Below are 14,292 nucleotides of genomic sequence, written 5' to 3'. Positions count from 1 at the left end.
ATGTCATTCCGCCGGCGACGGGAAAAGCTTCTGGAGGAAGTCGCGCATCGCATTCTCATCGAAAGGCTTGACGAGAAGGGGCACATCCTGAAGGTCGGTCGGGAAATCCTGCGTATCGGAATAGCCGCTAACGAAGCCGAACGGAATATTGGCCAGCGACAGATCGCGCGCGAAATCGAAGCTCATCGCCTCTCCCAGATTCACGTCGAGAAGCGCGAAATCGTAATCCGCGACCTGGATTGCGTCCCTGGCCTGATCGACGCTATTGGCAATATCGATGGTATCAGCACCAACGAGGCGCAGGATGTCCTCCGCCTCCATCGCGATGATCAGACTGTCTTCCAGGACCAGAACACGGGTTCTTGCGTTCATGATCTCCATGCCCCTCGTGAAGCGCAAACATTGCAGCGCTTCGGCCTTTTTGCAAACATCATTCCGTCGGTACCCCGCCTGGACCGTTGACGGTGGTTGCCCACCATAACTGAATAGCCACATTTTTGTCTCCGGTCGATAAAAACGAAAGTCGGAGGAAAGATGACGTGACTCTAGTTTCCCTGACGCCAATTTGCATTTAAAAAAGACATCAAGGTTGACCAATCCGACCGGGAGAGATTCTAAAGCGTGTCGCGATCTTTCAGATCCGCTCGCAACGCTTTAAGTTATTGTTTGGCGCATGTCGTTGTCGCAAAACCGCTGCACAGTTTTGTGCGACATGCTTTAGATGAAAGGGCGCTTTCCTTCGCGCAGTCCTTCCCAGCCGGCCATCTGCATCAGCCCCTCCCCGTCCAGCACGTCGCAGCCGCGCTCCTGCCAACGGATCAGGTTGCGTCCTGCAAGCTTTTTCAGGGTCTTGTTGGTGTGAACGATCGAAAGACCAAGCGTGTCGGCAATATGCTGCTGCGTGATCGGGATAACATTGCGGCCGTTGAAAAGGTTGAGCTTCCTTGCGCGTTCAAACAGGAAGGCGATGAGATAGGCGGCTCTTTCGAGTGCCGTACGACGGCCGATGCTCAACAGGTGCTCGTCGAGAATGCGCTCCTCCTGCGCCGCGATCCAGGTAATATCGAAGGCAAGCGAAGGGTGCTTGTTATAAAGGGTCATCAGCTTGTCGCGCTCGAAGACGCAGAGCGTCACCGGCGACAGGGCCTCCACCGAATGCTGCATCTCGCCCATGATCGTACCCTGCAAGCCGATCAGGTCGCCCGGCATGATGTAGTTCAGGATCTGCCGGCGGCCATCCTCCAACATCTTGTAGCGGAAGCCCCAGCCTGAGAGCACTGTAAAGAGATGGGCGCTGTGGGCACCTTCGACCAGGATGGTCGCACCGGCATCGACGGCCAGTTCGCCCCTTTTGAATGTCGAAACGAATTCCAGCTCGTCGCGGCTGAACTCCCGGAAATGCGGCAATGGCCGCAACGGACACTGCTCGCAGGGCGTCTTGAAGGAATGGGTGGGTTTTGCCGTCGCCATCTTGTCCCTGCTGTCGCAAAAACCGGCGCTGCAGGGTGCAGCGCCGTTGGCAGATCAATGCGCAGGCAGGCCGATTTGTTCCTTGGAACAGGCAGCGATTTTTATAGAAAAACAAAGGACTGAGTGCCCCTTGTCAGTTTTCTCGTCAAACTAAAGCGCGTCGCGATCTTTCAGATTCGCTTGTCGCGCTCCAGGTTCTTGTTTTCGCATGTTGTTATCGCAAAACCGCTGTACACTTTGCGCGATATGCCTTAGCGCGGAAATTCGAGGCCCATTTCACGGAAGCGCTCGGGATCATCGCCCCAGTTCTCACGCACCTTGACGAACAGGAAGAGATGGACTGGCTGTTCAAGGATTTCCGCCAGCTCGCGGCGCGACGCCGATGAGATCGCCTTGATCGTTTCGCCGCCCTTGCCGAGTGCGATCTTCTTCTGGCTGTCGCGCTCGACATAAATGACCTGTTCGATGCGCACGGAGCCATCCTTGCGCTCTTCCCATTTTTCCGTCTCGACATGCGAGGAATAGGGAAGCTCCTGATGCAGGCGCAGGAAAAGCTTCTCGCGGGTGATTTCGGCGGCGAGCTGGCGCATCGGCAGATCGGAGATCTGGTCTTCCGGATAATACCAGGGGCCTTCCGGCAGGGTCTTTGCCAGATAATCCATCACATCGTCGCAGCCTGAACCGTTCTCTGCCGAGATCATGAAGGTCTGCTCGAACTCAACCTTCTGGTTTGCAGTTGCGGCAATCGCCAGAAGCAGCTCGCGATTGACGCGGTCGATCTTGTTGAGAACGAGGATCTTCCTCTGGGGAACATCCTTCAGGCCTTCGAGAATCGCTTCGGCATCACCACGCAGACCGCGTTCGCTGTCGATCAGCAGCATGATGAGATCGGCATCCTTGGCACCACCCCAAGCGGATGTGACCATGGCGCGATCGAGGCGGCGGCGCGGCTTGAAGATGCCGGGCGTGTCCATAAAGACGATCTGCGCGTTGTTGTGGATGGCAATGCCACGCACGATGGCGCGCGTCGTCTGCACCTTGTGGCTGACGATCGACACCTTGGCGCCGACGAGGCGGTTGACCAGCGTCGACTTGCCGGCGTTGGTCGGGCCGATCAGGGCGACGAAGCCGGAATGCGTCGGATTGCTTTCAGCGGAGCTTTCGGCCGCCATTTCGTTTTCTTCTGTCATTGATCCCGTCAATTTCCGGCAGATGTCGACTGCCAAATGCCTTCGCGCTCGAGCATTCTCGTCGCGGCGACCTGTTCTGCGGCGCGCTTAGAGCGCTCTATGCCTGTTTCCGGTGCAACGCCAGCGACTTCTACAGTCACCTTGAAGCGCGGATCATGATCCGGTCCGCTGCGTTCTTCAACCCGGTAGACGGGCGTGACGCCATATTTGGCGTGCGACCATTCCTGCAACTCGGTCTTCGCATCACGGCGGGCGCCATCGGCACGCACCGCCCTGCCCTCCCAATAGCGCAGAATGAAGCGGCGGGCGACCTCCAGGCCGCCATCAAGATAGAGCGCGGCGATCAGGCTTTCGACGACATCGGCGCGCACGTTCATCATGCGCTTGCCGGTCAGTTTCTTTACGTCGGCACCGGTGCGGATATAGAGGTGGAGATTGAGTTCGTCGGCAACTGCCGCGCAGGTTTCGGCGCTGACGAGCTGGTTCAGGCGCACCGAAAGCTCGCCTTCGGTCGCGGCACCGAAGGTGCGAAACAACAACTCGGCGATACAGAGCCCGAGAACCCTGTCGCCGAGAAATTCAAGCCGCTCGTAATTGCCCTTGTCGGTGCGCGCGCTGGCGTGGGTCAGCGCGCGGTCAAGACGTTCCTTCTCGGCAAATTCATGCCCGATCAGGGTTTCAAGCTTTGCGCGGTCCGCCGCTGAGAGCGCCTGCGCCTTGCTCATTCAACAACCTTGAAGAGACGGTCCCAGCGCATGTTGGTCGGCCATTTCCAGATTTCGCGGAAGGACGTATCGTTGCCCAGCGAGAAGAAGATGACGCTGGCGCGGCCGACAAGGTTTTCCGCCGGGACAAAGCCGACGTCGAAGCGGCTGTCGAGCGAGTTGTCGCGATTATCGCCCATCATGAAGTAATGGCCTTCCGGAACGATGAACTCGCGGGTGTTGTCGCCGCGAGAAACCGGCGACTGGTCGAGCGTATCATAGGTCTTGCCATCATCCAGCGTCTCGCGGAACACCGGCACGTCCTGGCCCGGATCGAGCTTGTAGTCGGAGTTGAAAGTGCCATCGGGCACCTTCGGAACCGGCTTGCCGTTGATGTAGAGAATACCCTCGGTGACCTGGATATGATCGCCCGGAAGGCCGACGACGCGCTTGATGTAATCGACCTCAGGATTCGGCGGGAAACGGAAAACGACGATATCGCCGCGCTTCGGATCGGAACCAAAAATGCGGCCGCTGAAAATGTCAGGCGAGAAAGGCAGCGAATATTTCGAATAGCCGTAAGCAAATTTGTTGACGAAGATATAGTCACCGACCAGCAAGGTCGGCATCATCGAGCCTGAGGGAATGGTAAAGGGCTGGAACAGGACAGTTCTGATAATCATTGCCAGGACGAGAGCCTGGATGATGACCTTGATATTTTCCCAGAGGGCATTCGGCTTGGCTTCGACTTTTTCGGACACGCAGTCTTATTCCTTCAAGACGCCATGAAGGCGCATTTCTTTCTGATGTTCTCTCTAGCGGCTTCGGCCGGTGGCGGCAATAACGACAGCATTAAAAGCGACGAGACGTCGCTATCATACGGCATTCGGCAGCGCTTCGATGATCACAAAAGCCTGAGCCAAGGGATAATCATCCGTTATTGTCAAATGAATGGCGGCCTTATGGCCGGCCGGCAGCATGGCCTCAAGGACGGTGGCGGCACCGCCCGTCAACTGCATCGTTGGCTTACCGCTCGGCAGGTTGACGACGCCCATATCCTTCCAGAAAACGCCCTGCGAAAGCCCGGTGCCGAGTGCCTTGGAGCAGGCCTCCTTGGCGGCGAAGCGCTTGGCATAGGATTCGGCGCGGTTGGCGCGGCGATCCGAGCGCGCACGCTCGATCTCGGTGAAACAGCGATGCGTGAAGCGCTCACCAAAGCGCTCGATGGATTTCTCCACGCGCCTGATGTCGATGAGGTCGCTGCCAATGCCGATGATCATGCGAGAGGCCTTTCGGGATAGAACTGCTTCGGGCTCAGACGGTCGGCATCTCGGTGGCGGGATCGCCGAGCCTGAGACGCGCACGTTCCATCAGCCGGGCGCGGCGACGCGCCTGAAAGCCCCTCACGGTGTAGAATGTCAGTACATAAAGCGCAACCGAGGTGATAGCCGCCGGCGGGATGGCGCCGATCAGCATCGGCTCCAGCACCGGTTTCCAGAGTTCCGTGAATTGCAGCTTGTGGAAGAGCTCAGCAAGATCGATCGTCTGTCCGGCCATCTGGTCCTGCCGGCTGAGCAGCAGGTGGCCGACTTCCCAGGTAATGCCCCAGATGAAGGGATAGGTCAGCGGATTACCGAAGGCCGCGCAGCCAAGTGCCGCCGCCACCATATTGCCCGACAGGAAATAGGTGATCACGAAGGCCATGACGAAATGCACGCCGATAAAGGGTGTCCACGAAACGAAGACACCCGCAGCGACGCCCACCGCAACGGCATGCGGCGAGGCAGTCAGGCGCAGGACGCGCATCATGAGATATTTTGGCGGGCGCAGAAAACCCTTGCGAGGCCATACGAGCTCTCGCAGCTTTTCCTTAAATCCCGCAGGCTTGCGACGGCGAAACAACATGGCGCGTATTTAGTGCAGTGCACACCGCCATGACAAGAGCGGCAAATGGAACCGCTTCACAAACAGGCCGTCTATTCTTCTTTTCTTCCAAGGGGCGTGGACCATGCATAACGCCCCCTTCCTTACGTCAAGTATATCTCAGTGATTAGCGATTACGGAAGATGCCGCGATCGACCTGACGCTGACGATATTCAAGATCAATACGGTCATGCGAGCCATTGAGATATGCCATTTCACGTTCCTGAGCGGTCGGAGCGCGAAGGGCGCGGGCGAATTTCCTGATCGGTTCAAACATTGCTTTGCCTCATCTTCGTTTCATTTCTTGATGACCAGAAGATAGTCGCGGCAACGGTTAATTACTACCGCTGTAACCGGAGCACAGCCATGCAGAGGGCGCATGGCTTGCCTTTTCAATATGCCGATTCGGCCATTAAATGATCACAAAATATGCAAAGCGCAATTTTGCGATCGGCAAAACTTTAATAAATTCCTACTCGTAGAGGCGCCGGACCGTCGCGATGCAGTCCAGGTCCTTGAGCTGAGAGAGAAGCTGGTTCAGCTGACGCAGGTCCCAGACTTCCACTTCCAGCACCATTTCGGTGAAGTCGGCGGCCACACGTACCGTGTTCAGCATGCGGATATTGACGTCGAGGCTTGCGACCGTCTGCGCCACCTTAGCCAGCGTGCCGGGCTCGTTCAGCGCGTTGACCATGATGCGAGCCATGAACCGGGATTTGTTGGCCTCATCGAGATCCCAGCGTACGTCGATCCAGCGATCCGGCTGATCATCGAAGCGCTGCAGCGATGGCGACTGGATGGGATAGATGGTGATGCCCTTGCCCTTTTCCATGATGCCGACGATGCGATCGCCGGGCACGGCGCCGGTCGGCGAGAACTTGACGTCGACATTGCCGGAGAGGCCGCGGATCGGCACGATATCGGGATCGCTCTCGGTGGAGGCGCGCTCGCCATCGAGATCGGCCTTGGTCTTGCCGGGGATCTTGAAGATCATGCCCGCGGCGCTGCGGACATTGAACCAGCCCTCGTCGCCGGCCGGCTTGACGGTGACGCGCTCGTCCTGATGATCGGGATAGACGGCGCGCAGCACGTCGAGCGAAGACATTTCGCCGCGGCCGACGGCAGCGATCGCATCTTCCACATCCTTCTGCCCCAGCCGGTGGAGGGCCGGCTTCATGGCGTCACGCGAGAAGATCTTGCCGGCGCGCTCGAAGGTGCGCTCCAGGATGCGGTGGCCGAGACCGGCATATTGTTTGCGGATCGCCATGCGCGTCGCGCGGCGGATGGCTGCGCGCGCCTTGCCTGTCACGACGATCTCTTCCCAGGCGGCCGGCGGCACCTGCACGCCGGAGCGGATGATCTCCACTTCGTCGCCATTGTTGAGGCGGGTCACCAGCGGCATGATGCGGCCATTGATCTTGGCGCCGACGGTCGTGTCGCCGATGTTGGTATGAACGGCATAGGCAAAGTCGATCGGTGTCGCACCGCGCGGCAGGGCAATCAGCTTGCCCTTCGGCGTGAAACAGAAGACCTGATCCTGAAACAGCTCGAGCTTGGTGTGCTCGAGGAACTCTTCGGGGCTGTCACCTTCGGCGAGCGCCTCGATCGTGTGCCGGAGCCAGGAATAGGCATTGCTTTCGCGCGAGAGGATATCGCCATCGGCATTGGTGGCGCCGTCCTTATAGAGCGTATGAGCGGCAATACCGAACTCGGCGATCTCATGCATGCGCTTGGTGCGGATCTGCAGTTCGATGCGCTGCATCGACGGGCCGACGATGGTGGTGTGCAGCGACCGGTAGTCGTTCTGCTTCGGGGTCGAGATATAATCCTTGAAGCGGCCGGGCACGACGCGCCAGCGCGTATGCACGATGCCGAGCGCACGGTAGCAGGAGGGAATATCCTCGACGATGAGGCGGAAACCGTAGACATCGGAAAGCTGCTCGAAGGAGAGCGACTTCGACTGCATCTTGCGGAACACCGAATAGGGCTTCTTCTGCCGACCCTTGACATAGGCAGTCGCCAATCCATTGGCGATCAGCAGGTCGCGCAGTTCGGCCTCGATCTTCTTGACCAGACCTTCATTGCGCTTCGACAGTTCCTCGAGGCGCTTGGTGACAGTCTCGTAGGCTTCCGGGTTCATGTGCCGGAAGGAGAGCTCCTCCAGCTCCTCGCGCATGTCCTGCATACCCATGCGGCCGGCGAGCGGCGCATAGATTTCCATCGTCTCTTCAGAAATGCGCGCGCGCTTTTCCTGGGACATATGGTCGAGAGTGCGCATGTTGTGGAGACGATCGGCAAGCTTGACCAGCAGGACGCGTACATCATCGGAAATGGCAAGCAGCAGCTTACGCAGATTTTCCGCCTGCTTGGCCTTCTTGGTGACGAGATCGAGCTTCTTGATCTTCGTCAGGCCCTCGACCAAGCGGCCGATATCCTCGCCGAAGAGTTCGTCGATCTCGGCGCGGGTCGCCGTCGTATCCTCGATCGTGTCATGCAGAAGGGCGACTGCAATCGTCGATTCATCGAGATGCATGTCGGTCAGGATGGCGGCCACTTCGAGCGGATGCGAGATGTAAGGGTCGCCGCTCGCTCGCTTCTGCTGCCCATGCTTCTGCATGGCGTAGACATAGGCTTTGTTCAGCAGAGCTTCGTTGGCATCGGGCTTGTATTTCTGAACCCGCTCCACGAGCTCGTACTGCCGCATCATTCCAAAGCCACTCCAATAAAATAAAAGCGCGCCAATCGCAGATTGGCGCACACATGGGCAATATTATGCCTAAGCTTTACAGGCGCAAGATTGATGATTGGTAATCGTCGATCTTTTGCCGCGCAGGAAGCCCCGGCCGTTCARGGGCCAGGGAYGCGCTTAGTAATCGTCGCTCTTTTCCGGCGGGACGAGACCTTCGATACCGGCCAGAAGCTCCTCTTCCGACATCTGGTCGAAGGTGATCGTTTCCGGCAGGTCGTCCTGCTCTTCGCTGTCGGCATTAGCCGTTGCACCGGCGGCGATCAGGCTTGCCGGATCGGGCTCGGGCTCGTCCACTTCCACATGCTTCTGCAGCGAATGGATCAGGTCTTCCTTCAGATCGTCAGGAGACAGGGTCTCATCAGCGATTTCTCGCAGAGCCACAACCGGATTCTTGTCGTTGTCGCGGTCGATGGTAATCGACGCACCCTGGGAAATCAGCCGGGCGCGATGGCTGGCGAGCAGAACCAGCTCGAAGCGGTTCTCTACCTTGTCAATGCAATCTTCTACTGTGACACGGGCCATTGCCTGTCCTTTGCGGTCGTCTTTTCGGGATTAACACGCCCGATACAATTAAAACCGGGCAAATTCAAGTTTTTCGTTAGGGTCCCCTCGCCTTTATCCGCAGCCGGTCTAAATTTCCATGCACAATATGACATTTCCACCGGGGGTTGCTTGGAATATCCCGAATCGTGCCCTAAATCTTTCATATATGAATAATTCATAAAGTACGGAACAGCTCGACGCCACATCCGCAAGCCGCTGTTTTTATTAGGCTTAGTGGCTTATGGATTTCGATTACTCTCTTTGGATTGGTAAGCGATGTTTGACCCACGCGAAAAAATTGCACTATTCATAGACGGCGCCAACCTTTACGCTGCATCCAAGAGTCTGGGCTTTGATATCGATTACCGCAAGCTATTGAAAGCATTTCAGAAACGTGGATATCTGCTGCGCGCATACTACTATACCGCGCTTATCGAAGACCAGGAATATTCCTCGATCCGTCCTCTCATCGACTGGCTTGATTATAACGGCTACAAGGTCGTGACGAAGCCCGCCAAGGAGTTTACCGACTCCATGGGACGGCGCAAGATCAAGGGCAATATGGATATCGAGCTCGCAATCGATGCCATGGAACAGTCCGAAACGGTCGACCATCTCGTCATCTTCTCCGGCGACGGCGATTTCACCAATCTGGTCGAAGCGCTGCAACGCAAGGGACGCAAGGTTTCGGTCATTTCGACCATGTCGACCCAGCCGCCGATGATCGCCGACGATCTGCGCCGCCAGGCCGATCACTTCATCGATCTTCTGTCGCTGAAAGCCGAGATCGGCCGAGATCCTTCCGAACGCCCGCCGCGTCCTGCCGAAGTAGCACCGGCCAGCGATTTCGAAGACTGAATCTTCATTCACGAATAGCATGATGCTGCAGGCAAAGAGTCAGCCGTTGTCTTTCAACAGACGACTCTTCTGCCTGTTCCAATCGCGCTCCTTCTCGGATTCGCGCTTGTCGTGAAGCTTCTTGCCCTTCGCGAGCGCCAGCTCGATCTTGGCGCGGCCCTGATCGTTGAAGTAGATCTTCATCGGGATCAGTGTCATGCCTTCGCGATTGATGCCCGCGCGCAAACGGTTAATCTCACGCCCGGACAAAAGCAGCTTGCGGCGGCGACGCGGCTCATGGTTGAAGCGGTTCGCCTGCAGATATTCCGGCAGATAGGAATTGATCAGCCAGATCTCACCATCCTCATCGGAAGCGTAGGATTCGGCGATATTGGCCTTGCCTTCGCGCAATGACTTGACCTCGGTGCCCATCAGCACCAAGCCCGCCTCATAGGTATCGATGATCTCGTAGTTGAAGCGGGCCTTGCGGTTTTCCGCAACGACCTTCTTCACGATACGCTGGCTGCCTTTGGGGGCCATGACGATAATTCCATTAGAGGGGCGCGAATGCCGCGCCCTCATTTCCTGTTATCTATGTAGGAGAACGGCCCGGTCTTGTGAAGACGGGCCGGGTTTACGCTTAAGGCATGTCGTTATCGCAAAACCGCTGCACAGTTTTGCGCGACATGCTTTAGTTCAGCAGGCCGGCGTGACGCATAGCGGCGTCGATCGCCGCTTCCGTCGAGGGCTCGAGCGATGACATCAGCGGCGAGCGCACGCTGCGGCTCATGCGGCCGAGCTTTGCGAGGCCGTATTTCGCGCCACAGACGCCGGGTTCCATGAAGACTGCCTTATGCAGCGGCATCAGCCGGTCCTGCAGCTCCAGCGCCTTGGTGTAATTTCCTGCGGTCGTCGCTGCCTGGAACTCGGCACAAAGGCGCGGCGCGATGTTGGCCGTCACCGAGATGCAGCCAACGCCGCCATGGGCGTTGAAGCCGAGAGCCGTCGCGTCCTCGCCGGAAAGCTGCTGGAACTCCTTGCCGCAGGTGATGCGCTGCTCGGAGACACGCTCGATCTTGCCGGTCGCATCCTTGACGCCGACGATATTCTTGTGCGCCTTGGCAAGCGCACCCATCGTCTCCGGCGTCATGTCGACGACCGAACGGCCGGGGATGTTGTAGATATAGATCGGCAGCTTCACGGCCTCGGCGATCGCCGAATAGTGAGCGATCAGCCCCTTTTGCGTCGGCTTGTTGTAATAGGGCGTGACGACCAGAACGGCGTCCGCCCCGACCTTCTCGGCATGCTGGGCAAGTTCGATCGCTTCACGCGTATTGTTCGAGCCGGCGCCGGCCATGACGGGCACGCGTTTGCCGGCAACTTCGATGCAGAGCTCCACCACACGTTTGTGCTCGGCATGCGACAGCGTCGGCGACTCACCAGTCGTGCCGACCGGAACGAGGCCGCTGCTGCCCTCCCCGATCTGCCAGGCGACATGGGCGGCGAAGCTGTCTTCGTCGATCAGGCCGGCATCGGTGAAGGGGGTTACGAGCGCGGGGATGGACCCATTGAACATGCAAAGCTCCTCACGGCCGATATCCTTGCTTCAGCCGCATTCCATGAATAAGAGTTGCGCACCATAGAGCGGCGAAAAGGCTGCGACAAGCGCGCATAGGTCGGTTAGGGCAAATTCCGATAGCAAATGTGAATGAATTTTACCCGAGACGGTAAGGTTTCATTAAGATGCCTCCAGCCAAATGGAGGGGCATGGTTTCGTTGCGAGTAATCCGGATGAAGAGAGCCGTTCTGATCCTGTCCGTCTTCGGCCTGGTGGCCGCGGCATGGGGCAGCGTTGCATCGCCGCTCCCCGGCGAGGGCGCCCCTGCGCCGGCCGTCAAGCCGCTGGGTTTCGTGCCGGAAACCGCGTCTTTCCCCGAAGCGATCACGACCGGGTCCATTCCGCGCAATGCGGCGATCGCCCCCGTCAACAGCGATCTGAAGGCTGGCCTCGATGCGCTCTCCAACAAGGATCCGCAACAGGCGCTTGCCATCCGCAATACGATGGCGGCAGGTACACTCGACCGCCATATCCTGACCTGGGCAATCGCCACTTCCGGCCTGAAAGGCGTTCCCTCCTATGAGATCGCCAGTGCTTCGGACGAGCTGAATGGCTGGCCAGGTCTGGAACGTCTACGCGGCAATTCCGAGCGTGCGCTTTATGACGAGAACCCAGCCCCAGCCGCCGTGCTGAACGCCTTCGGCGATACGGCGCCCGAGACGTGGCAGGGCGCGATCATTATGTCGCGCGCGCTCGTAGCAACCGGCAAGTCTGCGCAGGCGGCAAAATATATCGGCAAGATCTGGCACGGACAGGCGCTCGACAAAGCAACCGAAGACAAGATCCTGGCCGAATTTGCCGGCCTGCTGACCGCCGCCGACCACAAGACGCGGATGGACTACCTGATGTATCGCGGCCGCGTGGCACAGGCCAAGCGCTTCGGCGACATGGGCCAGGCGCAATCGCTCTACAAGGCCTGGGCTGCCGTCGACAACAATGCTGGCAATGCCGGCGCATTGCTGAATGGGATCGATGCGAAATGGCGCAGCGATCCGGGCTTTCTCTTCGCGCGCATCGAATATCTGCGCAAGCAGGACAAGTATCTCGACGCCGCCAAGCTCTTGCAGCAGATACCGCGCGACCGAAGCGAGCTGATGAACTCGGGCGAGTGGTGGAACGAGCAGCGGATCATCAGCCGCGGCCTCGTGGACCAGGGACAGTTCAAGGCGGCTTATCAGATCGTCGCCGCCTCCGTCGCGACGGTGCCGACGGATATCGTCGAAGCGCAGTTCCATGCCGGCTGGTATGCGCTGCGCGGACTGCAGGACCCGACGACGGCCGAGACGCATTTCCACAAGATCCTGCAGGTTTCGAACGGCCCGCTTTCCGTTTCCCGTGCCTGGTACTGGCTCGGGCGATCGGCGGAAGCCGGCGGGCCGGGCAAGGCCAGCGAATTTTTCACCAAGGCTGCGAATTTTCCGGGCACCTTCTACGGCCAGCTTGCGGCCGAGCGGCTTGGACGGAAGACACTGAATGTCACCTATCCGTCGCCGACGGCGGCCGACCGACAGAGCCTGCAGCAGCGCGAGGCCGTGCAGGCGATCGGGCGGCTCGAATCGGCCGGTCATGGCTGGCGTGCGGCAGCCATTTACCTGGCACTGGCCGAGCAGCTTCAAAGCCCTGGCGAGCTCGCAATCCTGACGGCCAAAGCCGAGCAGGCGGGCGACCATCATCTTTCACTGCAGATCGGCAAGATCGCCTATGGGCGCGGTATCGATGTCGCGGCGCTGGCCTTTCCGGTTGGCGTCATTCCCGCCAACGCCAATATATCCGGCTCCGGCAAGGCGCTCGCCTATGCGATCGCTCGACAGGAAAGCGCCTTCAATCCGGCCGCCGTTTCGGCCGCCAATGCCCGTGGCCTGCTGCAGCTCCTGCCGGGCACGGCCCAGGCCGTCGCCAAGCGGAACAACATCACCTATTCCAAGGACAAGCTGACAGCCGATGCCGGCTACAACGCAACGCTCGGCGCGCATTATCTCGGCGAGCAGATCGACGCCTTCGGCGGCTCCTATATCCTGACTTTCATCGCCTATAATGCGGGACCGAAGCGCGTGCCAGAATGGATCGGCCGCTATGGTGACCCTCGCGGCAAGCCTATCGACGAAATCGTCGACTGGATCGAGCGCATCCCCTTCCCCGAGACGCGCAACTATGTGCAGCGGGTGATGGAGAATTACGAGGTCTACAAGGCCCGCCTGGGTCAGACACCGGACATCGAGCGCGACCTCATCGGTGGCCGCGGCGCGACCTGAGGCCGATTGGCAGACTTGCCGAAAGCACGCTACATCTCGTTCTGGCGGACGGGATGGAGATGTCATGGCTGACGCAGTCACGAACGGGTTTACCGAAAAATTCTATGGATCAACCGATGGGCTGAGGCTTTACGCCCGTAACTACCAGCCGACCGGCGGAGATACCGACCGGTTGCCGGTCGTCTGCCTGCCGGGCCTTACGCGCAATGTCCGCGATTTCCACGAACTTGCATTGATTCTGTCGCGCGACGCAGCTTTCCCACGGCGTGTCATGGCATTGGACTATCGCGGACGTGGCCTGTCTGATCGGGATGATAACAAGGCGAATTACAATCTCGCTGTCGAATGCGGCGATGTGATTGCCGCCTGCGCTGCGTTCGGCATCGACCGCGCCATCTTCATTGGGACCTCGCGCGGCGGGCTAATCCTGCATCTGGTGGCGGCAATAAAGCCGGAACTGCTCGCAGGCGTCATCTTGAACGATATCGGCCCAGTCATCGAGCCCGCCGGGCTGATGGCGATCAGGGACTATCTCAACCGTCCTCGCAAACCTCAAAGCTGGAGTGAGGCGGTCGATATCCTCAAGGAGAATCACGGTGCTGCCTTTCCCGCACTTGGTCTCACCGACTGGGAGGGCATGGCGCACGCCATCTATCGGGAACAGAATGGCGTACCTGTCGCCGACTATGATCCGGCCATTGCCGAGCAGTTGAAAACAGTCGATTTCAGCAATCCCCTGCCCGACCTCTGGCAGCAATTCGAGGGGCTGCGATCTATACCGCTGCTGGTGATTAAAGGAGAGACCTCCAATCTGCTATCGCGGGAGACGATGGATGAAATGGCGAAGCGGCATCCGGGAATGGTGCAGACCTTGGCACAAGGCCAAGGCCACGCACCGCTTCTGCATCTCGGGGACATTCCGACGGTGATCCGAACGTTTATCAGTGAACTCGGCTAATTCCGCTCCAGCTCCCCACCTAAGTTTTCACCGACTTCCAGATCGCCC

At 58.7% G+C, this 14,292-nt stretch carries 15 protein-coding genes; 3 read left to right on the top strand and 12 right to left on the bottom strand.

Going from position 1 to position 14,292, the window contains the following annotated elements:
- Nucleotides 1-3 precede the first annotated feature (3 nt).
- The 10 genes from AC1DTN_RS17595 to rpoZ all read right to left on the bottom strand — a co-directional run bounded on the left by AC1DTN_RS17595 (nt 4) and on the right by rpoZ (nt 8,558).
- On the bottom strand, nt 4-495 hold the full coding sequence (locus AC1DTN_RS17595) for a response regulator (RefSeq protein ID WP_439014490.1): 492 nt from the start codon (nt 493-495) through the stop codon (nt 4-6).
- 222 nt (nt 496-717) lie between these two features.
- Nucleotides 718-1,470: a Crp/Fnr family transcriptional regulator gene (locus tag AC1DTN_RS17590; RefSeq protein WP_477921903.1), complete on the bottom strand. Its 753-nt coding sequence runs from the start codon at nt 1,468-1,470 to the stop codon at nt 718-720.
- A gap of 251 nt (nt 1,471-1,721) precedes the next feature.
- Nucleotides 1,722-2,660 carry a GTPase Era gene (gene era, locus AC1DTN_RS17585; protein ID WP_310382807.1) on the bottom strand — a complete coding sequence of 313 codons (939 nt, stop codon included), beginning with the start codon at nt 2,658-2,660 and terminating at the stop codon, nt 1,722-1,724.
- 8 nt (nt 2,661-2,668) lie between these two features.
- Nucleotides 2,669-3,385, bottom strand: a complete 717-nt coding sequence (gene rnc / locus AC1DTN_RS17580; RefSeq protein WP_113325270.1) for a ribonuclease III — start codon at nt 3,383-3,385, stop codon at nt 2,669-2,671.
- Nucleotides 3,382-4,125 (bottom strand): signal peptidase I, encoded by a 744-nt coding sequence (gene lepB / locus AC1DTN_RS17575; RefSeq protein ID WP_113325277.1) that lies wholly within the window; start codon nt 4,123-4,125, stop codon nt 3,382-3,384. The genes rnc and lepB overlap by 4 nt, the downstream gene beginning before the upstream one ends.
- A gap of 114 nt (nt 4,126-4,239) precedes the next feature.
- Nucleotides 4,240-4,644: a holo-ACP synthase gene (acpS, locus tag AC1DTN_RS17570; RefSeq protein ID WP_439014488.1), complete on the bottom strand. Its 405-nt coding sequence runs from the start codon at nt 4,642-4,644 to the stop codon at nt 4,240-4,242.
- 34 nt (nt 4,645-4,678) lie between these two features.
- On the bottom strand, nt 4,679-5,269 hold the full coding sequence (locus AC1DTN_RS17565) for a DUF2062 domain-containing protein (RefSeq protein WP_439014487.1): 591 nt from the start codon (nt 5,267-5,269) through the stop codon (nt 4,679-4,681).
- A 145-nt stretch (nt 5,270-5,414) separates the two neighbouring features.
- Nucleotides 5,415-5,564: a DUF3563 family protein gene (locus AC1DTN_RS17560; RefSeq protein WP_018115599.1), complete on the bottom strand. Its 150-nt coding sequence runs from the start codon at nt 5,562-5,564 to the stop codon at nt 5,415-5,417.
- Nucleotides 5,565-5,759: 195 nt separating this feature from the next.
- Entirely contained in the window at nt 5,760-7,994 is a 2,235-nt protein-coding gene (locus tag AC1DTN_RS17555) for a RelA/SpoT family protein (RefSeq protein ID WP_113325272.1), read from the bottom strand.
- 159 nt (nt 7,995-8,153) lie between these two features.
- Entirely contained in the window at nt 8,154-8,558 is a 405-nt protein-coding gene (gene rpoZ, locus AC1DTN_RS17550) for a DNA-directed RNA polymerase subunit omega (RefSeq protein ID WP_007820129.1), read from the bottom strand.
- Nucleotides 8,559-8,855: 297 nt separating this feature from the next.
- Between rpoZ and AC1DTN_RS17545 the strand changes: the two genes are divergently transcribed.
- Entirely contained in the window at nt 8,856-9,437 is a 582-nt protein-coding gene (locus AC1DTN_RS17545) for a LabA-like NYN domain-containing protein (protein ID WP_007820126.1), read from the top strand.
- Nucleotides 9,438-9,476: 39 nt separating this feature from the next.
- Here the strand turns inward: AC1DTN_RS17545 and smpB are convergent, their stop codons facing one another.
- A complete protein-coding gene (gene smpB, locus AC1DTN_RS17540) occupies nt 9,477-9,956 on the bottom strand; it encodes an SsrA-binding protein SmpB (protein ID WP_007820124.1) in 480 nt (159 codons plus the stop codon).
- A gap of 151 nt (nt 9,957-10,107) precedes the next feature.
- Nucleotides 10,108-10,992 carry a 4-hydroxy-tetrahydrodipicolinate synthase gene (gene dapA / locus AC1DTN_RS17535; protein WP_439014486.1) on the bottom strand — a complete coding sequence of 295 codons (885 nt, stop codon included), beginning with the start codon at nt 10,990-10,992 and terminating at the stop codon, nt 10,108-10,110.
- 215 nt (nt 10,993-11,207) lie between these two features.
- On the opposite strand from dapA, the gene AC1DTN_RS17530 reads away from it, so the two are divergent.
- Nucleotides 11,208-13,286: a lytic transglycosylase domain-containing protein gene (locus AC1DTN_RS17530; protein WP_439014485.1), complete on the top strand. Its 2,079-nt coding sequence runs from the start codon at nt 11,208-11,210 to the stop codon at nt 13,284-13,286.
- Nucleotides 13,287-13,350: 64 nt separating this feature from the next.
- Complete coding sequence (locus AC1DTN_RS17525; protein ID WP_439014484.1) at nt 13,351-14,244, top strand: alpha/beta fold hydrolase; 894 nt, start codon at nt 13,351-13,353, stop codon at nt 14,242-14,244.
- Nucleotides 14,245-14,292 lie beyond the last annotated feature (48 nt).

It is taken from the genome of Rhizobium sp. 01T444 (genome assembly GCF_056398305.1).
The sequence above is the reverse complement of the archived record's forward strand: the minus strand, read 5'-3'. Positions and strand labels throughout refer to the sequence as shown.